This window comes from Pseudomonas sp. W15Feb34, from assembly GCF_023127765.1.
GTDB lineage: Bacteria > Pseudomonadota > Gammaproteobacteria > Pseudomonadales > Pseudomonadaceae > Aquipseudomonas > Aquipseudomonas synxantha_A.
The window spans coordinates 248877-268119 of the sequence record NZ_SPKN01000045.1 but is presented as its reverse complement, the minus strand read 5'-3'; the positions used below and the strand labels follow the sequence as shown (position 1 = coordinate 268119).

At 61.3% G+C, this 19243-nt stretch carries 13 protein-coding genes; 9 read left to right on the top strand and 4 right to left on the bottom strand.

The window, feature by feature from the left end:
- Window positions 1-42 precede the first annotated feature (42 nt).
- From xerD to E4O97_RS23025, 6 genes are all read left to right on the top strand, one after another.
- On the top strand, window positions 43-939 hold the full coding sequence (gene xerD, locus E4O97_RS23050; protein WP_078822235.1) for a site-specific tyrosine recombinase XerD: 897 nt from the start codon (window positions 43-45) through the stop codon (window positions 937-939).
- A gap of 148 nt (window positions 940-1087) precedes the next feature.
- The gene (locus tag E4O97_RS23045; RefSeq protein WP_005791088.1) at window positions 1088-1819 is read left to right on the top strand and encodes a thioredoxin fold domain-containing protein; all 732 of its coding nucleotides are present in this window, start codon (window positions 1088-1090) and stop codon (window positions 1817-1819) included.
- A gap of 128 nt (window positions 1820-1947) precedes the next feature.
- A complete protein-coding gene (locus E4O97_RS23040; RefSeq protein ID WP_248162335.1) occupies window positions 1948-3252 on the top strand; it encodes a homoserine dehydrogenase in 1305 nt (434 codons plus the stop codon).
- 67 nt (window positions 3253-3319) lie between these two features.
- Complete coding sequence (gene thrC, locus E4O97_RS23035) at window positions 3320-4729, top strand: threonine synthase (RefSeq protein WP_122733557.1); 1410 nt, start codon at window positions 3320-3322, stop codon at window positions 4727-4729.
- A 129-nt stretch (window positions 4730-4858) separates the two neighbouring features.
- Window positions 4859-8428 (top strand): transporter substrate-binding domain-containing protein, encoded by a 3570-nt coding sequence (locus E4O97_RS23030; RefSeq protein ID WP_248162334.1) that lies wholly within the window; start codon window positions 4859-4861, stop codon window positions 8426-8428.
- Window positions 8429-8661: 233 nt separating this feature from the next.
- A complete protein-coding gene (locus E4O97_RS23025; protein WP_248162333.1) occupies window positions 8662-9906 on the top strand; it encodes an EAL domain-containing response regulator in 1245 nt (414 codons plus the stop codon).
- On the opposite strand, the gene E4O97_RS23020 is transcribed toward E4O97_RS23025, so the two are convergent.
- Entirely contained in the window at window positions 9875-10537 is a 663-nt protein-coding gene (locus tag E4O97_RS23020) for a response regulator transcription factor (protein ID WP_078822230.1), read from the bottom strand. The two genes, E4O97_RS23025 and E4O97_RS23020, sit on opposite strands and share 32 nt — an antisense overlap.
- A gap of 206 nt (window positions 10538-10743) precedes the next feature.
- Here E4O97_RS23020 and E4O97_RS23015 point away from each other — a divergent pair, with 206 nt between their 5' ends.
- Window positions 10744-11028: a DUF3509 domain-containing protein gene (locus E4O97_RS23015; RefSeq protein ID WP_032803962.1), complete on the top strand. Its 285-nt coding sequence runs from the start codon at window positions 10744-10746 to the stop codon at window positions 11026-11028.
- A gap of 170 nt (window positions 11029-11198) precedes the next feature.
- On the opposite strand, the gene E4O97_RS23010 is transcribed toward E4O97_RS23015, so the two are convergent.
- Window positions 11199-12398: a CaiB/BaiF CoA-transferase family protein gene (locus E4O97_RS23010; protein WP_248162332.1), complete on the bottom strand. Its 1200-nt coding sequence runs from the start codon at window positions 12396-12398 to the stop codon at window positions 11199-11201.
- Window positions 12399-12535: 137 nt separating this feature from the next.
- Here E4O97_RS23010 and E4O97_RS23005 point away from each other — a divergent pair, with 137 nt between their 5' ends.
- Both E4O97_RS23005 and recJ read left to right on the top strand, forming a co-directional pair.
- A complete protein-coding gene (locus tag E4O97_RS23005; RefSeq protein ID WP_003193952.1) occupies window positions 12536-13078 on the top strand; it encodes a YaeQ family protein in 543 nt (180 codons plus the stop codon).
- A 157-nt stretch (window positions 13079-13235) separates the two neighbouring features.
- Window positions 13236-14945: a single-stranded-DNA-specific exonuclease RecJ gene (recJ, locus tag E4O97_RS23000; protein WP_005791065.1), complete on the top strand. Its 1710-nt coding sequence runs from the start codon at window positions 13236-13238 to the stop codon at window positions 14943-14945.
- Between the two features lie 136 nt (window positions 14946-15081).
- On the opposite strand, the gene E4O97_RS22995 is transcribed toward recJ, so the two are convergent.
- Both E4O97_RS22995 and mprF read right to left on the bottom strand, forming a co-directional pair.
- Window positions 15082-16362 carry an AcvB/VirJ family lysyl-phosphatidylglycerol hydrolase gene (locus tag E4O97_RS22995; RefSeq protein WP_078822228.1) on the bottom strand — a complete coding sequence of 427 codons (1281 nt, stop codon included), beginning with the start codon at window positions 16360-16362 and terminating at the stop codon, window positions 15082-15084.
- Complete coding sequence (gene mprF / locus E4O97_RS22990) at window positions 16362-19004, bottom strand: bifunctional lysylphosphatidylglycerol flippase/synthetase MprF (protein WP_005791060.1); 2643 nt, start codon at window positions 19002-19004, stop codon at window positions 16362-16364. Before mprF ends, E4O97_RS22995 begins: the two co-directional genes overlap by 1 nt.
- Between the last annotated feature and the right edge of the window lie 239 nt (window positions 19005-19243).

Sequence of the window (19243 nt, the reverse complement as noted above, 5' to 3'; positions counted from 1 at the left end):
AATAATTCGCACAGCCCCCATGCTGCGCCGCTTTGAGTACCCATGCCCGCCATCGACCACCCTTTGATCGACCGTTTCCTCGACGCCCTCTGGCTGGAAAAAGGCCTCTCGGATAACACGCGCCAGGCCTACCGCAGTGATCTGGCCCTGTTCAATGGCTGGTTGCAGGAAAAAAACCTTGAGCTGATCAACGCCGGGCGCGAGCTGATCCTCGATCACCTGGCCTGGCGCCTGGAGCAGAACTATAAGCCACGCTCTACTGCACGATTCCTTTCCGGCGTGCGTGGCTTTTATCGTTACCTGTTGCGGGAAAAGCTCATCGCGACCGATCCAACTCTACAAGTCGATATGCCGCAATTAGGTAGGCCTCTTCCTAAGTCTTTGTCGGAAGCTGACGTGGAGGCTTTGCTGGCTGCGCCGGATCTCAGCGAAGCCATCGGCCAACGTGATCGCGCCATGCTGGAAGTGCTCTACGCCTGCGGCCTACGGGTGACCGAACTGATCAGCCTGACGCTGGAGCAGGTCAACCTGCGTCAGGGCGTATTGCGTGTGATGGGCAAGGGCAGCAAGGAGCGGCTGGTGCCCATGGGCGAGGAGGCGATTGTGTGGGTCGAGCGCTACATGCGCGATGCGCGCCACGAATTGCTCGGTGGGCGCCCCAGTGATGTGCTGTTTCCCAGCCTGCGCGGCGAGCAGATGACCCGCCAGACCTTCTGGCACCGCATCAAGCACCAGGCCAAAGTGGCTGGAATCGGCAAGGCCCTGTCGCCTCACACCCTGCGCCATGCGTTCGCCACCCATTTGCTCAACCATGGTGCCGATTTGCGTGTGGTACAGATGCTGCTCGGGCACAGCGACTTATCCACAACCCAGATCTACACCCATGTGGCACGCGCACGTTTGCAGGATATGCACGCCAAGCATCACCCGCGCGGATAAAAACGTCAGAAATGGCCCATTTTACTTGTCGCGGTCTGCCCTCCCGCCCAACTGTGGTAGGCTTTGCCGGTTAGCAAAGGGGACGGCACCCGTTGTGTTCCAGATCAGTATTCTGCTCCCGTCCCTGCCTCTGCCTTCAGGAGTTCCCATGCGCTTGACCCAGATTATTGCCGCCGCAGCCATTGCGTTGGTTTCCACCTTTGCTGTCGCCGATGATGCGGCCGAGCAGACCATTCGCAAGAGCCTGGCCAACCTGGCGCTCGACACCCCGATCGAAAGCATCAGCGCCAGCCCCATGGCCGGCCTGTATGAAGTCAAGCTCAAGGGCAGCCGTGTGCTGTACGCCAGTGCCGATGGGCAGTACATCGTGCAGGGCTACCTGTTCCAGCTCAAGGACGGCAAGCCGGTCAACCTGACCGAGAAGGCCGAGCGCCTGGGCGTGTCCAAGCTGATCAACGGCATCCCGGTGGCTGAAACCGTGGTTTACCCCGCCATCGGCGAAACCAAGACCCACATCACCGTGTTCACCGACACCACCTGCCCGTACTGCCACAAGCTGCACGCCGAGATACCGGCACTGAACAAGCTGGGTGTGGAAGTGCGCTATGTAGCGTTCCCGCGCCAGGGCCTGGGTTCGCCGGGTGACGAGCAGTTGCAAGCCGTATGGTGCTCGGCCGACAAGAAGGCCGCCATGGACAAAATGGTCGACGGCAAGGAAATCAAATCGGCCAAATGCGCCAACCCGGTTTCCAAGCAGTTCGCCCTGGGCCAGTCCATTGGTGTGAACGGTACACCGGCCATCGTTTTGGCCGACGGCCAGGTGATACCGGGCTACCAGCCGGCGCCGCAAGTTGCCAAACTGGCACTGGGTGCCAAGTAAGCATTAATCGTCGAGCCTTTGACGATCATGACCCGCCGAACTGTCGACGGGTCATTAATTGAGAGCCGCAGTTGTGCGGCTGTTTTCACGGCCGACCTAGCGTCGGCCGTTTCATGGGGAGTTCTTCAGTGAAACCGGTCAAAGTAGGCATCTGTGGGTTAGGGACCGTCGGTGGCGGTACCTTCAACGTACTTCAGCGTAACGCTGAAGAAATTTCCCGCCGCGCAGGTCGCGGGATTGAAGTGGCGCAAATTGCCACGCGTTCGCCAAAGCCTCAGTTCGAAACGACCGGTATTGCGATTACCAACGATGTATTCGCCGTGGCCACCAACCCTGAGATCGATATCGTCATCGAGCTGGTAGGCGGCTACACCGTGGCCCGCGAGTTGGTGCTCAAGGCCATCGAGCACGGCAAGCACGTGGTCACCGCCAACAAGGCGCTGATCGCCGTGCACGGCAACGAGATCTTCGCCAAGGCTCGCGAGAAGGGCGTGATCGTGGCGTTCGAAGCCGCGGTGGCCGGCGGTATCCCGGTGATCAAGGCGATCCGTGAGGGCCTGTCTGCCAACCGCATCAACTGGGTGGCCGGCATCATCAACGGCACCGGTAACTTCATCCTCACTGAAATGCGCGAGAAGGGCCGTACCTTCGAAGACGTACTGGCCGAAGCCCAGGCCCTGGGCTACGCCGAAGCCGACCCGACCTTCGACGTAAAAGGGATCGACGCGGCACACAAGCTGACCATCCTGGCCTCCATCGCCTTTGGTATCCCGCTGCAATTCGACAAAGCCTACACCGAAGGCATCACCAAGCTGACCACCGCCGACGTGAATTACGCCGAAGCCCTGGGCTACCGCATCAAGCACCTGGGCGTGGCGCGCAGCACCCCGGCCGGTATCGAGTTGCGTGTGCACCCGACGCTGATTCCAGCCGACCGCCTGATCGCCAACGTCAACGGCGTGATGAACGCGGTGATGGTCAACGGTGACGCCGCCGGTTCCACCCTGTTCTACGGCGCCGGTGCCGGCATGGAGCCGACCGCTTCGTCGGTGATCGCCGACCTGGTGGATGTGGTTCGCGCCATGACCAGCGACCCGGAAAACCGCGTGCCGCACCTGGCCTTCCAGCCGGACTCGCTGTCGGCCCACCCGATCCTGCCGATCGAAGCCTGCGAAAGCGCCTACTACCTGCGCATCCAGGCCCAGGACCATCCGGGCGTGCTGGCCCAGGTCGCCAGCATTCTGTCGGAGCGCGGTATCAACATCGAATCGATCATGCAGAAGGAAGTCGAGGAGCAAAACGGCCAGGTGCCGATGATCCTGCTGACCCATCGCGTGCTCGAGCAGCATATCAACGATGCCATCCACGCCCTCGAAGCCCTGCAAGGTGTGGTCGGCCCTGTGGTGCGCATTCGCGTCGAGCACTTGAACTAACCGATTTGTTCCAGGGGCCCCGCACCTTCGGCGGCCTCTGTTCGAGAATGTTTTAGAGGAGCCAGTCATGCGTTACATCAGCACCCGCGGCCAGGCACCGGCCCTGAATTTCGAAGACGTCCTGCTGGCAGGCCTTGCCACCGACGGCGGCCTGTACGTGCCGGAAAACCTGCCACGCTTCACCCAGGAGGAAATCGCTTCCTGGGCCGGCCTGCCGTACCACGAGCTGGCATTTCGAGTGATGCGCCCGTTCGTCACCGGCAGCATTCCGGATGCGGACTTCAAGAAGATCCTGGAAGAGACGTACGGCGTGTTTGCCCACAGCGCCATCGCGCCTTTGCGCCAGCTGAACGGCAACGAGTGGGTGCTGGAGCTGTTCCACGGCCCGACCCTGGCGTTCAAGGACTTCGCCCTGCAATTGCTGGGGCGCCTGCTGGACTACGTGCTGGAAAAGCGCGGCGAGCGCGTGGTGATCATCGGCGCCACCTCCGGTGACACCGGTTCGGCTGCCATCGAAGGGTGCAAGCACTGCGAAAACGTCGACATCTTCATCCTGCACCCGCACAAGCGCGTGTCGGAGGTGCAACGTCGCCAGATGACCACCATCTTCGGTGAGAACATCCACAACATCGCCATCGAAGGCAACTTCGATGACTGCCAGGAAATGGTCAAGAACAGCTTCGCTGACCAGAGCTTCCTCAAGGGCACACGCCTGGTGGCGGTGAACTCGATCAACTGGGCGCGGATCATGGCCCAGATCGTCTATTACTTCCACGCCTCCCTGCAGCTGGGCGGCCCGGCGCGTTCGGTGTCGTTCTCGGTGCCGACCGGCAACTTCGGCGACATCTTCGCCGGTTACCTGGCACGCAACATGGGCCTGCCGATCAATCAGTTGATCGTTGCTACCAACCGCAATGACATCCTGCACCGCTTTATGAGCGGCAACCAGTACGTCAAGGAAACCCTGCACGCCACACTGTCGCCATCCATGGACATCATGGTGTCGTCTAACTTCGAACGCTTGCTGTTCGACATGCACGGTCGCAATGGCGCGGCGCTGGCCGAGTTGATGAGCAGCTTCAAGCAGGGTGGCGGTTTCAGCGTCGAGCAAGAGCGCTGGACCGAAACCCGCAAGCTGTTCGACTCCCTGGCCGTGGATGATGCGCAGACGTGCGAAACCATTGCCGAGGTCTATGCCCAGACCGGCGAAGTGCTCGACCCCCACACAGCTATCGGCGTGAAGGCTGCGCGCGAATGCCGCCGTAGCCTGGATATTCCGATGGTGATCCTGGGTACCGCGCACCCGGTCAAATTCCCCGAAGCGGTGGAGAAGGCCGGTGTTGGCAAGGCACTGGAATTGCCGGAGCACCTGGCCGACCTGTTCGAGCGTGAAGAGCGCTGCACCGTGCTGGCTAACGACCTGAAGGCGGTGCAGGCGTTTGTCAGCCAGCATGGCAATCGTGGCAAGCCGCTCTGATGCCCGCGGTTGATCAGATTACATCCGGCAGTTAGCTTTTTTGCAGTCGGCCAAGCCCGTCCTCGTGACGGGCTTTTTTATTTTGGCGAGCCATACTTGTTCCTTCGCCCAATCAAGGAAGCCAAATCGGTGCAGGTTTTGATTCAATGGACAGTGCGGCTGATGTGCATGCTGTGGCTTACCCAACTACCGGTAAGCCTGGCGGCCGTCAGCCTGCCTTTCAAGCTGGTGCCGGCGTTTATCCCGCTTGAGCCTTTGCCCCTGGCGCCCGCAGAGCAGCAGTGGCTGGCGACGCATCGGACGTTGAAGGTGGGTATTTCCATTGATGACTATCAGCCGATCGATATCACCCGCGACCGCAACCGCTACCAGGGTATCAGTGCCGATTACCTGAGCCTGGTCGGCGCGCGCTTGCAGGTGCCGATGCAGGTGCTGGGCTTTGCCGAGCGGGCCCAGGCGGTCGAGGCGCTGCGCAGTGGATCCATCGATATCCTGACCAGCGCCAACGGCTATGAGCGCGATGTGCCCGGCTTGCAGTTCACCCAGGACTACATGCCCGATCGGTCAGTGGTGGTGCTGCGTCGCGATGAGCTTCAAGAGGACGACCTGGCGGGCAAGAAAGTCGTATTGCTCGATGGCTACGCCAATGTGCACAACGTGCAGGCGGCCTACCCCGATAGCCACATCATGCTCGCGCCCAACCTCTACAGCGGCCTGGAGGCGCTCAAGCAAGGTGATGCCGATGCGTTTATCGGCAATGAAGTGATTGTGCGGGCCTACAAATCGCTGCGGCCTTACCTGGGGTTGCAGATCAAGGAACAAAGCCGGCTGGCGCCCATCGGCTTTGCTTTCGCCACCCGCCAGGCCGACCCATTGCTGGGGGCGATGATGAACCGCGCCTTGGCGAGCATTGACGAGTCGGTGCAGCGGGAGATCCTGGGCCGCTGGACCACAGGGCTCGGCGTCGGCTTCAGGGGTGAGCGCGTTGAATTGTCGGCCTCGGAGCGCACCTGGCTGTTGCAGCATCCCCATGTCGTGGTGGTGGCGCAGCAGATGTCACCTTACATATTCAAGGACAAGGACGGTCACTGGGTGGGTTTGAATGTCGACCTGCTGCACCGCATTTCGCGCATGACCGGTTTGCAGTTTGTCTTCGAAGAGGTGCACTCCACCGCGCAAACCCTGGAATGGCTGGAAACCGGCAGGGCGCAGATGAACACCACCCTGGCGTCGAATCAGGAGCGCAGGGCGCTGCTCGACTTCAGTCATGGCTTTGGCGGCTCCGGCTGGGTGTTCGTCGAACGCGCCGATGCCACGCCGCTGACTGGGTTGAAGCAGTTGGAAGGCAAGGTCCTGGCGCTGCCGGCGCGCCATGTGCTGGAGAGTTACATCCGCCAGATGCACCCGCAGATCAAGCTGCGCCTGGTGGACAATTACGCCCAGGCCCGCGAACTGGTGCAACGGGGCGAGGCCGCTGCCACGTTGCAGACTGAGGTGGAGGTCCAGAGTTACTCCCAGGAAGGCTTGCGTATTGGCCGCAGTGTCGACGGCAAGTGGTCATCCAATTGCTTGTCGGTACGCAAGGACCAGCCTGAGCTGCTGAGTATCCTGAACAAGGCCCTGGAAGCCTTGCCGGTGGCCGAGTTGAGCGCACTGCGCCTGCGCTGGATCGGCGCTGTGGCGATCCCCCTACCGGCCTGGCAACGGGTGCCGCCCTGGGCGTATTGGATGGTGGTCACGGCGCTGCTGTTTGTGCTGGTATCGCTGGTGTGGAACAGCCGGCTCAAGCGTCAGATTCGCCAGCGGCTGGAGGCCGAGCAGCGGCTCAATGACCAATTGGCGTTCAAACGCGCGTTGCTCGACGGCATGCCCAACCCGCTGTTTGTGCGCGACCTGGCCGGGCGGCTGGTGACCTGCAACAAAAGCTATGAACAGCAACTGGCGACCCGGCTTGAGCTGATTCAGGGGCTGACGCTGATGGAAAGCGGGGTAATGCCCGAGGCCACGGCGGCGCGCCTGCACGCCGGCCATATGGAACAACTGGCCACGCAACAGTCGTTGTTTGTCGATCGCGAGCTGGAGTTCAACGGCGGCAGCTTTCACGTTTACCAGTGGACGGTTCCGTTCTTCGATGCCCAGGGCCGCTTGCAGGGGCTGCTGGGCGGCTGGATCGATATCAACGAACGCAAAGACCTGGAGCACCAACTGATGGATGCCCGCCAGGCTGCCGACGAAGCGAACTACGCCAAAAGTGCATTTCTTTCTGCGCTAAGTCATGAAATTCGCACACCCATGACCGCCATCATCGGTTTGCTCGAGCTGGAGAAGGAACGCTGCCTGGCAAGCGGCCAGCCCGTCTCTGAAGCATTACAGGTGGCCCATCGTTCGGCGCGCGAGCTGATCGCGCTGATGGGCGACAGCCTGGACCTGGCCAAGATCGAGGCCGGTCACCTGCAACTGGTTCCGCAAACCACCGAGTTGAAGGGTTTTTTCGAAGGCATCCAGCGTCTGTTCGAAGCCACGGCGCAAAAAAAGGGCCTGCATTTGACCCTGGCGTTTGATCCTGCGGCCAAGGGCTATTACTGGTTCGATCCGCTGCGTTTACGCCAAGTGATGCACAACCTGCTGGGTAATGCGCTGAAGTTTACCGAGCAGGGCGGGGTGCGGCTCAGCGTCACCTGCCAGCGGGATGAGTCTGATACCGAATACCTGCACCTGTGCGTCGAAGACAGCGGCCCGGGGATCAGCGCCGAACAGCAGCCAAGGTTGTTCAAGCCGTTTACCCAAGTGAGCGCATTGACCGCGGCGGAACATGGCGGCACCGGGCTGGGCCTGAGTATCTGCAAGCAATTGGTGGAGTTGATGGGCGGTCGCATTCACTTGGCAAGCGTGGTGGGTGAGGGCACCGAGGTGTGCATCGACCTGCGCCTTGATCGGGTCAGCACCGACGATGTGCCGGCCACGCCAGCGCCAGCGTTGCCCCCAGCGGGGCGTAGCCTGTCGGTGCTGGTGGTGGATGATTTGGCGGCCAACCGCTTGGTGCTGGCGCAGCAGTTGCAGTTCCTGGGGCATCAGGTGATTGCTCTGGATTCGGCCGAGGCCGCGTTGCAGCGTTGGCGTGAGCAGCGTTTCGACGTGCTGGTGACCGATTGCCAGATGCCGGGTATGTCCGGCTATGCCTTGAGCGAGGCGGTCCGGCGTATCGAAACCGAAGAACAACGGCCCCGTTGTGCGTTGATCGGTTGCACGGCGAACGCGATGAAAGATGAACAAAGACGCTGCGAGGACGCGGGTATGGATGAGCTGCTGGTCAAACCGGTGACTCTGGAGGATTGGACGCGCGTGCTGGCGCGGGTGGCGCCGCAGCGTTCGTTTGATATCCAGGCCCTGCGTACCATGACCCAGGCTGACGGGCCTGTGCTGCATAGCATGTTGCAAGAACTGGCAAAAAGCCTGGACCACGAGCATGAGGTATTGGCCAGCGCATTGGCCGAGCGTGATGTGGCGCGCTTGAATGCGGCGCTGCATCGGCTCAAGGGTATTTGTTCGCTGGTGGATGCGCTGCCGTTGGCCAAGGCTTGTGTGGTGCTTGAGCAATGCGCGCGGGAGCAGCGTGGGGCTGAGCTTGAGGAGCCGTGGTTGAGGTTGTCTGAGGTGTTGAAGGTGTTTCGTCGCGATCTGCAGCCTTATCTGGACTGACGGCTGATACGCCTCGTTCCAAATGTGGGAAGAGGCCAGCTCCATTGTAGGAGCGAGCTTGCTCGCGAAAACCTCACAGGCGCCGCGTTTATTCAGGAAGCACCCATTATCGTTAACGTTTTTCGCGAGCAAGCTCGCTCCTACAGGGTGACTTGTTTCGGACACGTCCTATGGGACGCTTCGCGTCTTATGGCTACTGTGAAGGACTTTTCCCAGTACCGACTCCATGACCCATGCGCTCTCTCAATGTCCTGATCCTCGAAGACAACCCGTTTCAGCTGATGGCACTGCACCAGATGCTCAATGCCAATGGCGTGTTTAATGTACTAACTGCTGAAGATGTTGAAACGGCTCGCCAGTCCCTGGACAGCAAAGGCCCGGTGGATATCGCCATCTGCGATCTGTATCTGGAGCAGGGCGATGGGCTGGAGTTGATCCGCGAACTCGCCGAGCGCCGTTTGGCTCAAGTGCTGGTTCTGCTCAGCAATGCTGAGCCCGATGTGCTCGAAGGCGTGGCGAACATGGCCCGGCAATTGGGCCTCAACGTGCTGGCGTGCTTGCCCAAGCCGGCTTCGGCAACGCTGATCGGGCAGGTGTTGGCCGATTGTCAGCGGCACTTGCGCCCGGGGCCAGCGGTGCTGTCCTGGGAGCGTGTGCGCCAGTTGCTGGGGTTGAGCGCGCGAGAACAACTGCCACCGTCGGCGGATGTCAGCCAGGCCACTATCGCAGCCTGCGGCAGGGCCTGGTACCAACCCATCGTCAGCCAGGCCGGGGTGTTGCAAGGGGTGGAGGCGCTGGCGCGTTGGCAGTTGCCGCACGCTCAATTGCTGCTGCCCGAAGAGTTCCTGCCGGTGTTGGAGTTTGCCGGCATGGAAGAGGCCTTTACCTGGCATGTGCTGGAACAGGCACTTGGCCTGGCCAACCAGGTCATGGGCGAGACCGGCCAGGTGCTGCCGGTGGCGGTGAACATTCCCGGACGTATGCTTGAGCGCACACACTTCCCACAGATATTGCAGGGGCTGCTGCAACTTCACGGCATACCCGCCCATAGCCTCACCCTGGAGCTGGTGGAAACCTCAACGCTGAAAACCGACAGTGCCCACCTCACTGGCTTGCTGCGCCTGCGGATGCTGGGTTGCCAGTTGTCCATCGGGGATTTCGGCATGGGTGGCACCAGCTTGCAACATTTGCTGGAGTTGCCTTTCACCGAACTGAAAATCCCCCCAGCGTTTGCCTGCGGAATGGCCGATGACGATCGCAAGGCGGCGGTGGTGGCGGGGGCCATGAGCATGGCCGCGCGCCTGGATATCGCCGTGGTCGTCACCGGGGTTGAAAGTGCTGCCGACTACCACGCTGTGGGTGAGCTGGGGGCGGCGTGGCTGCAAGGCTGCTTCATTGCCCGGCCGATGGAGGCCGAGGCGCTCAAGCAGTGGATTGCGTTCCAGGCTAGGCCAGCCCGTGTTCCTGCACATAAATAAACAGGGCGGCATCATTGGTCAGCCCCAGTTTGCGCATGGCGCTGACTTTTTGCGCACTGACGGTCTGCTTGCTGCGATGCAGATGCGCGGCGATCTGGCCCACCGTCATGCCAGTGGCCAACAGGCGAATCACCTCCAGCTCCCGGGGTGACAACTGTTCCTGGGAGTGCAGGCGATCGGCACCGACTTCTCCGGCCAGGCTCAGCGCCTGGCGAATGGTCTGGGCCACGTAGGTGCGTTGCTGGCGGACCTGACGAATCGCCTGCGGCAGTTCATCGGCCAGGCTGGCCTTGCTCAAAAGGCCCATCACGCCCAATGTCAGAATCGAGTGAAACAAACCGGCATTGTTGAGCATGGTGACCACCACAATCGGCAGGTCCGGGTAGTGTCGGCGCAGTTGGTCGATCAGGCGCAACCCGTCGGCATGGGGCTCGGCAGGCATCATAAAGTCGGTCACCAGCACATCGCAGGCACAGTCTTGCAGCAACGCATTGAGGGCCTGCGGCGAGTTGGCCTCCCCGACGATGCTGATGTGCGGGTCACGCTCAAGCACGGCGCGCAGGCCAATCAGGAAAATCGGATGATCGTCGGCAATGACGACGCGCAAAGGTGTTTCAGACGCAGCTCTCAAGGCAGGCTCCCAGGTAATCCAGGGATTCTAGCGTGTGAGCCTGTGTTTTTTCTCTGTCATCTTTTCCGTGCATGCTCGTTTTCCTCAAGCAGTGGATTACACAAAAGGTAGAACTTTCTGCTTTGAGCACGGGTCACTTGAATGTCAGCCTCTTCGTGACATTTTTGTTTTTCGAACCTTTTTCGAATGATTGAGTGGTGATCGAGATGGAAAGTATCCACCTATTGCTCAGTGAAGCACTGAGCCCTTATCAGGTTACGCTGACCACTTCTGGTGTGCGGGAAGACTGCCTGGTAACCGTAAAGAATCCCGGCGGCGCGATTGTGGTCGAGCGCGACGTCGATCGCGCGCAATTGTCCGACAAGCGTGCGCTGGTGGATGTCGCGGATTGCCTGCTTCGCGACGTGAAAATCGCCGAAGGGCGCCTGGAACCCTCGGTCATTGCTGCCTTGCGCAATGCTGCCCAAACCCGTGGCGGCGCACTCGCATGAAACATTATTTTTCTTCGGAACCTTCCTACGCGGCGGTCAGTCAGAGTCCGTAACAGCAAGAGCAATCATTGTGCTCCGGTGTTTGTCGCTTGCTGTGCGTGCCTTGTTAAGGCCACGTTTAACCCCGAGTTGTCTCCCCACTGCTCGGGGTTTCTTTTTGCCCGCGATTCTCAGATCGCGCCATTCTCACGCAGACGCGCAATAGCCGCCGCGTCGTAGCCCAGGGCATTGAGCAGCACATTGTTGTGTTCACCCAGTTGCGGGCCCACCCATTCACAACTGCCCGGTGTATCCGAAAGCTTGGGCACGATGCCTGGCATCTTGAAGTGCTTGCCGTCCGGGAGCTGAGCCTTGAGGAACATCTCTCGGGCCAGAAATTGCGGGTCGCCCAGCATGTCTTCGGCGCTGTAGATACGGCTGGCGGGTACTTCAGCCCTGTTCAGTTGCTCAATCACCTGCTCCAGCGGCAGCGAGTTGACCCAGCGGTCGATCACGCCATACAGCTCGTCGCGGCGGCTGTCACGCCCATCGTTGCTGGCCAATTGCGGGTCGTTCGCCAAGTCGTCACGGCCGATGGCCGCCATAAAGCGCTTGAAGATTGCATCGCCATTGGCGCCGATCTGCACATGCTTGCCGTCGGCGCTGGTGTGGATCGAAGACGGTGTAATGCCGGGCATGATGTTGCCGGTACGCTCGCGAATAAATCCGAACACATCGAACTCGGGGATCATGCTTTCCATCATGGCGAAGATGGCTTCGTACAGCGCCACATCCACCACTTGGCCCAAGCCGCCGTTGACCTCGCGATGACGCAGCGCCATCAGCGCGCCGATCACCGCCCACAGCGCGGCAATCGAGTCGCCGATGGAGATCCCGGTGCGCACCGGCGGGCGGTCTTCGAAGCCGGTGATATAGCGCAAGCCGCCCATGGATTCACCCACGGCACCAAACCCTGGCTGATCCTTCATCGGCCCGGTCTGGCCGAAGCCCGAGAGGCGCACCATCACCAGCTTGGGGTTTAGAGCGTGCAGGGTTTCCCAGCTCAGGCCGAGTTTTTCCAGCACGCCGGGGCGGAAGTTCTCGATCAGGATGTCGGCGTCGGCCAATAGTTTTTTGAGGATTGCCAGGCCGTCGGGGTGCTTGAGGTTGAGGGTCAGCGACTGCTTGTTACGGGCCTGTACGAACCACCACAGCGAGGTGCCTTCATACAGCTTGCGCCATTTGCGCAGCGGGTCGCCGCCGTCCGGGGATTCGACCTTGATCACCTCGGCACCGAATTCAGCGCAAATGCGTGAGGCAAACGGGCCGGCGATCAGGGTGCCCAGTTCGATGACTTTCAGGCCGGCAAGTGGTTTGGCGTTGAGCGACATGGGGATCCTTACAAGCGCGGGACGATGGTGTCCTGCTTTTTAACATAGGCGAGCCGCCCGGATGCAGCGCAGTATTCGTTGAATGACCTCGCCATCGGTTAGACTGGCCGCCTTTCCTTGTCTTTAGAAGCCCGTTCATGGCCCAGCCGTCCACGACCTACAAGTTCGAACTCAACCTCACCGACCTCGACCGTTCGGTGTACGAGAGTGTCAAACAGACCATTGCCCGCCACCCTTCGGAAACCGAAGAACGCATGACCGTGCGCCTGCTGGCCTACGCCCTCTGGTACAACGAGCAACTGGCGTTCGGGCGTGGCCTGTCGGATGTAGACGAACCAGCCCTGTGGGAAAAAAGCCTGGATGATCGGGTCCTGCACTGGATCGAAGTCGGCCAGCCGGATGCCGATCGCCTGACCTGGTGCTCGCGCCGCACCGAGCGCACCAGCCTGCTGGCCTATGGCAGCCTGCGTGTGTGGGAAGGCAAGGTAGTGCCGGTGGCCAATAACCTGAAGAACGTGCACATCGCTGCCGTGCCCCAGGAAGTGTTGGAGACCCTGGCCAAGGACATGCCGCGGGTGATCAAGTGGGATGTGATGATCAGCGAAGGTACGATCTTCGTGACCGACGACCGTGGCCAGCATGAAGTGCAACTGCAATGGCTGGTTGGCGAGCGCGGTTGAAAAGGTGGGAGCTGGCTTGCCTGCGATGCATACCACTCGGTACATCAGACACACCGAGTGGATGCCATCGCAGGCAAGCCAGCTCCCACACTTGATCTTTGTTGCGTTCAATATCTGTGTTTAACCGATGTATTAGAAGAGAAGCGCCCGTCACCCCATGCGTATCGATCCCCGCCCATTGCCCGCCGTCCTGCCTTTTCTCGGTGAATTGCCGCCGCTGTTGACCCGTCTCTATGCCGCGCGCGGGGTGCAATCGGAAGCTGAGCTGGACAAGAGCCTGGCGCGGTTGATTCCCTACCAGCAGCTCAAAGGGATCGACGCGGCGGTGGACTTGCTGGTGACCGCCCTGGAGCAGCGCCAACGCATCCTGATCGTTGGTGACTTCGACGCCGATGGCGCCACGGCGAGCACCGTAGGTACCCTGGGCCTGCGCTTGCTTGGGGCGGCCCATGTCGATTACCTGGTGCCCAACCGTTTCGAGTACGGCTACGGCCTGACGCCGGAAATCGTCGCGGTGGCGTTGCAGCGCGAGCCCCAGTTGCTGATTACCGTGGACAACGGCATCTCCAGCGTCGAAGGTGTGGCGGCGGCGAAAGCGGCGGGGCTGAAGGTGCTGGTCACCGACCACCACTTGCCCGGCGATGAACTGCCGGCCGCCGACGCCATCGTCAATCCGAACCAGCCGGGCTGCACGTTTCCCAGCAAGGCCCTGGCCGGTGTCGGCGTGATCTTCTACGTGTTGATGGCCCTGCGCGCGCGGTTACGCAGCCTGGGTTGGTATGACAACAAACCCCAGCCGAACATCGGTGAACTGCTTGATCTGGTGGCGTTGGGCAGCGTCGCCGACGTGGTGCCGCTGGACGCCAACAATCGCATCCTCGTTCATCAAGGCCTGGAGCGCATTCGTGCCGGTCGGGCGCGGCCAGGCATCAAGGCGATCCTGGAAGTGGCCAAGCGCGACCACGCTCGCATCACCTCCACCGATCTGGGGTTTATCCTCGGCCCGCGGCTGAACGCGGCCGGGCGCCTGGATGACATGAGCCTGGGCATCGAATGCCTGCTCACCACCGACGCTGGCGCCGCACGGGAAATGGCTGCGCAACTGGACGGCATGAACCAGGACCGTAAATCCATCGAACAAGGCATGCAGCGCGAGGCCCTGGCCCAGCTCAAGGACTTGCCGGTGGAGTCGATGCCGTACGGTTTGTGCCTGTTCGACCCGGAGTGGCACCAAGGGGTAATCGGCATCCTCGCGTCGCGCATGAAGGAGCGCTATTTCCGCCCGACCATCGCTTTCGCCGATGCAGGCGATGGCCTGCTCAAGGGCTCTGGCCGCTCGGTGCAAGGCTTTCATATCCGCGATGCGCTGGCGGTTGTGGCAAGCCAGCATCCCAACCTGATCAGCAAGTACGGCGGTCACGCCATGGCCGCCGGGTTGACCCTGCCCGAGGCGAACTTCCCGCTGTTTGCGCAAGCCTTTGATGCCGAGGTGCGTCGGCAGCTGCGTGAAGAGGACCTCACCGGCCGCCTGCTCTCCGACGGCACCTTGGCCGTGGAAGAGTTCCACCTGGAGCTGGCCCGCGCCCTGCGCCATGCCGGCCCTTGGGGGCAACACTTTCCGGAGCCGTTGTTTCACGGTGTGTTCCAGTTGGTGGAGCAGCGGGTAGTGGGGGAGCGGCACCTGAAGGTGGTGCTCAAGAGCGAATGCGGGTCAGTGAAGCTTGATGGCATCGCCTTCGGCGTGGACCGCGAGGTGTGGCCGAACCCGACGGTGCGTTGGGTGGAGTTGGCCTATAAGCTGGATGTGAACGAGTTTCGCGGCAATGAGACTGTGCAGCTGATGATTGCCCACATCGAACCGCGCTAGATATTACTGACAATACAAAACAAATGTGGGAGGGGGCTTGCTCCCGATAGCGGTGGATCAGTCATACATCATTGACTGACACCCTGCTATCGGGAGCAAGCCCCCTCCCACATTGGGTCCTGTGTGCAGCCTGGAGCTACTCGGTTTTGCCCTGGTGCTTGACGATAATATCCACCAAGCGCTTGGCCAGCGCCGGGTAGTTCTCATCGAAGTGATGCCCGCCCGGCAGCTTCATGGCTTCGCCCACTGCGGTCTTGTCGGTGCAGCCACTCTCGTCGACTTCCTCTGCACCATAGATGCACACGACCTTCTCAGGTGGCAGCTTGGCCATTTCCGGGCCGGTGGCGGCTTCTTTGCCGGCGTTGCCCAGCCAACCTTCCACTTCGATTTCAAAGCTGCCGGTGCGCGCAAATGCCAACAGGATGATCGCATCGACGCGCTGCTGTTCGTTTTCCGGCATACGGTTGTAAATGGCCGGCAGTACATCGGCGCCGAACGAATAACCGGTCAGCACGAAGCGCTTGGTGCCCCACTTCTGCCGATAGTGTTGCATCAACTCGGTGAGGTCCTTGGCGCTTTGCTCCGGGCTCTTGTGCTGCCAGTAGTAGCGCAGTGTGTCGATGCCGACCACCGGGTAGCCGATCTTCGCCATCTCGCCGGCCACATCGCGGTCCAGGTCACGCCAGCCGCCGTCACCGGAGAGGAACAGGGTCACGGTGTCTTTGGCCTGCCCGGCAGGAACTTCCACCACGGGAATCGCCAGGCCACCGTTGTCCGAACCGACCAGTTGCTTGCGCAGCTCGTTGTTCAGCACTTGCGGGTAATGAATGTCGTAGTCGCTGATGCTGGTGGTGGCACGCGGCGTGTCACGTACGAAGCTGGCGCTTTCATCGTCGGGATTGTCGTTCCACGCCACCAGCCAGTTGCCGTGGGCAGAGGTCGTGGGTAGCGGGTCGTTGCAGCCTTCCTGTTTCAGGGCAAAGCCGACGGAGATCGCGTTAGCCTTGTCATCATTCTGAGTGGCCAGCCAGCGCCAGGCGAGCGCAGCGCCAGGGCCGATGCCGCTGACCAGGGTCGCCGGGCCTTTGAGCTGGGCCAGGGCGCCTTGCAGCGCTTGTTCCTGCAGCTTGCAGTCATCCTTAGGCAGGATCACCTGAACGATTTGCGCCGCGCCGCCCTGGCTCAGGGCAACCAGTTGGCTGTCGGTCAGCGCTTCATCGGCCATCACGGCCACAGCCACACGGGCTTTGGCGGCGCTGGCGGGGGTGACGCGGGTCATTACCGAGCCATCGGCCTGGGGCAATTGCTCCAGGGTCGGTTGCGGGGCAGGGCGATTCCAGTACCAAAAACCACCCGCCACGACCAGCGCGAGCAGCACTACAAAGGCCAATACATACCGCCAGGAGCGTCGAATCATCAGCGTTTCACCAATCCAGTCAAGCCGCCCGCGATCAGGGCGGCGGTATCGGCCAGTGCCACCAGCGGATCAAGTCCTGCGGGCACGGCCATGTAACGGGGTTCCCAGTCGGGCTGGAACTTGTCTTTGAAGCGGCGCAAACCTTGGAAGTTATACAGTTGCTCGCCACGGCGGAACACCATCGAGCCCAGGCGCTGGGTCAGCGGTGCGCCACGGCGCGGTTGCAAGCCCGACAGCGGCACCATGCCGAGGCTGAAGCGGGCGTAGCCGTGGTTCTTATAATGTTGAATCAGGCCCACCATCATGAATTCCATCGTGAGCTTGGGCGCGTCGGGGTGGGCGCGCATCAGGTCAAGACTGGCCAGGTCATGGTTGTAGGTCTCGAGCAGGTTGGCAAAGGCCACCGGGCGCCCTTCGAAGCGAATGATCGCGATACGAAAGTGCTTGAGGTAGTCGTCGCTGAAACGGCCCAGGGAGAAGCCTTTTTCCCGCACATTCTTACCTGTAAGCCAGGCATCGGAGATGACTTTTAATTCATCCATCGGCGCCTGGCCCGGTTCGAAGATTTCCAGGGACAAGCCGTCCCGGGTGCCACGGTTCCAGGTGTAGCGCAAATCCTTCATCTCTTTGCCCTTGGCTTCCAGGTCAAAGCGTTTCAGGTCGACGCGGGCTTCTTCGCCCAGCTTGATCGCGGTGAGGCCGATGTCCATGTAGTACGGCAGGTTCTCGGCGCGTACCTGGTAGAACACCGGTCTTGCGTGGTGGATATCGCACAGGTCGCGGAACTGCCAGATCATCTCGGCGCGCGGCTGGGTCGGGCCGATCGGGTCGTACAAGGCCACCAGGCTGCGCCCGCGACGGGCGTACATCAGGAAGGCTTCATCGTTGGGGTGAAACAGCAGCGCCTTGTCGCCGGTCAGCGCCAGGCCGCCGTCGGGTTGGGACGAGGCCATCAGGATCTTGCTGGCGCGCTCCAGTTCTTCCGGGGTGGGCAAGTGGATGACCGGGCGCGCCGTGCGCAGCAGCCAGGTCAGCGATACGATCACCAGCAGCACCGCAGCGCCCAGCAACGAGCGCAAACCGCGGGGGGCGTTGGCGTCGAGGGTGAACTGCCACCACAGTTGATGGCTGTAAGGCACATCCTGATAGGCGAACAACAGCAGCCAGATCGAGGCGCCGAGTACACAGACACTGGCCACCAGGTAAAGCGGCGAAAACGGCAGCTCGGTCAAGCGGCTGGCGCGGTAGAACGAGCGGCGAAAGATCGCCAGCAGCACCGCGGTCATGGTCATCAGGCTGGCTTCTTCCCAGTCGAAGCCCTTGAGCAACGAGAGCAGGGCGCCGACCAGCAGCAGCACCATGGTCAGCATCCAGGCCGCCGACAAACGTCGACGCAGGCCCTGGGCGAGCAACAGGCACAACACGCCGATCAGGCTGGCACCAAAGTGCGAGGCGTCAATCAGGCGGTGGGGAATCAGGAAGCCGATGTTTTCCAGGCGTGAGTCGATCTCTGGCGTGGCGCCGGAAAACAGCAGGACCACGCCGGACAAAAAAACCAGGACGGCCAATACCGGCGCTGCCAGCCCCGACGCCACCCGCAGGCTTTGCTGGGTCTGGAACAGGCGCTGGGCCTCGTTGACCAGCAGGAACACACAGGCGATCAGCAGCGGCAATACCACGTAGATCATCCGGTACAGCAGCAAGGCGGCAGCCAGGGGCGCGGCACCGAGTTTGTCGGCGAAGGCCGCCAGCAGGATCGCTTCGAATACACCCACGCCCCCCGGCACATGGCTGAGCACACCGGCGGCCAGTGCCAGCAGGTACACCAGCAGGAACGGGCCGAAGGGCGGTGCTTCCGGCAACAGCATATAAAGGACGGCAGCGGCAGCGGCTACGTCGAGGGCGGTGATGATCAACTGCAGGAAGGTCAGGCGGCGGCCCGGCAGGCGCAGGGTGCGACGCCCGGCCTTGACCAGCAGGTTATCGGGGTAGGGCTGTTCCGGCAGGCGACGACGATAGATGCCGATGCACAGCATGGCCGACAACACCAACACGGCGCCGGAAATCCCCCCGAGCAGGCTTTGCGGTAAATGCAGGTAAGTCGAAGCCGCCGGCAAATTGCTCAGCGTGGCCAATGCGGCCAGTGGCGGCAGAGCACAGCCCAGGGCCAGGCTGGCGAACACGGTCATGTGCGCCACTTCCGATGCGCCGATGCCGTGGCGTGCATATAAACGGTAGCGCACCGAACCGCCCGAGAGCATCGACAAGCCAATGGCGTTGCCGATGGCAAAGGCGGTGAAGCCGCCCAGGGCCAGGGTCTTGGCGGGTAACTTCACGCCGGCATAGCGTGCGCCGGAAAATTCATAACCAAGCAGGATAATGAAGCCTGCGACTGCCGCTGCAAACGCACCGAGCAAGGCTGGCTTGGGCACTTCCAGAATCGAATCGTGGAGTGCGTAGAGGTCCAGTTCCAGCAGCAGGTGTCGGCAGGCGATCAGGGCGATTGCAAACAGCAGCAGCGTTACGGCCAGGCCAATGGGCTGGCGATACTTGCTCAACAAATCCAGCCATCGCAAGCGGGTCGGCGTGATCGGTTGTTCTGCTGTGACGGTGTCTTGTGGTTCAGACGAGTTGGCGCGCATCAATCACCTCGTGGATTGTGCGCGACAGGATGGGGGTATCCGGCCAAGTTACCAATCCCTATGGACAAAATAATTACAAATATTAACGCGGATCACCGGGGTCGGCGACTGCGGCCATTGGTCGTAGAGGGTAGCGCTTGAGCATTGAGCCTAGCGTGCAATGAGATGGACTCTACAAACCGACTACGGTTTCATGAAAGATGCCATGCCATTGTTTCAGAAGAACTTTTTCGTCGGAT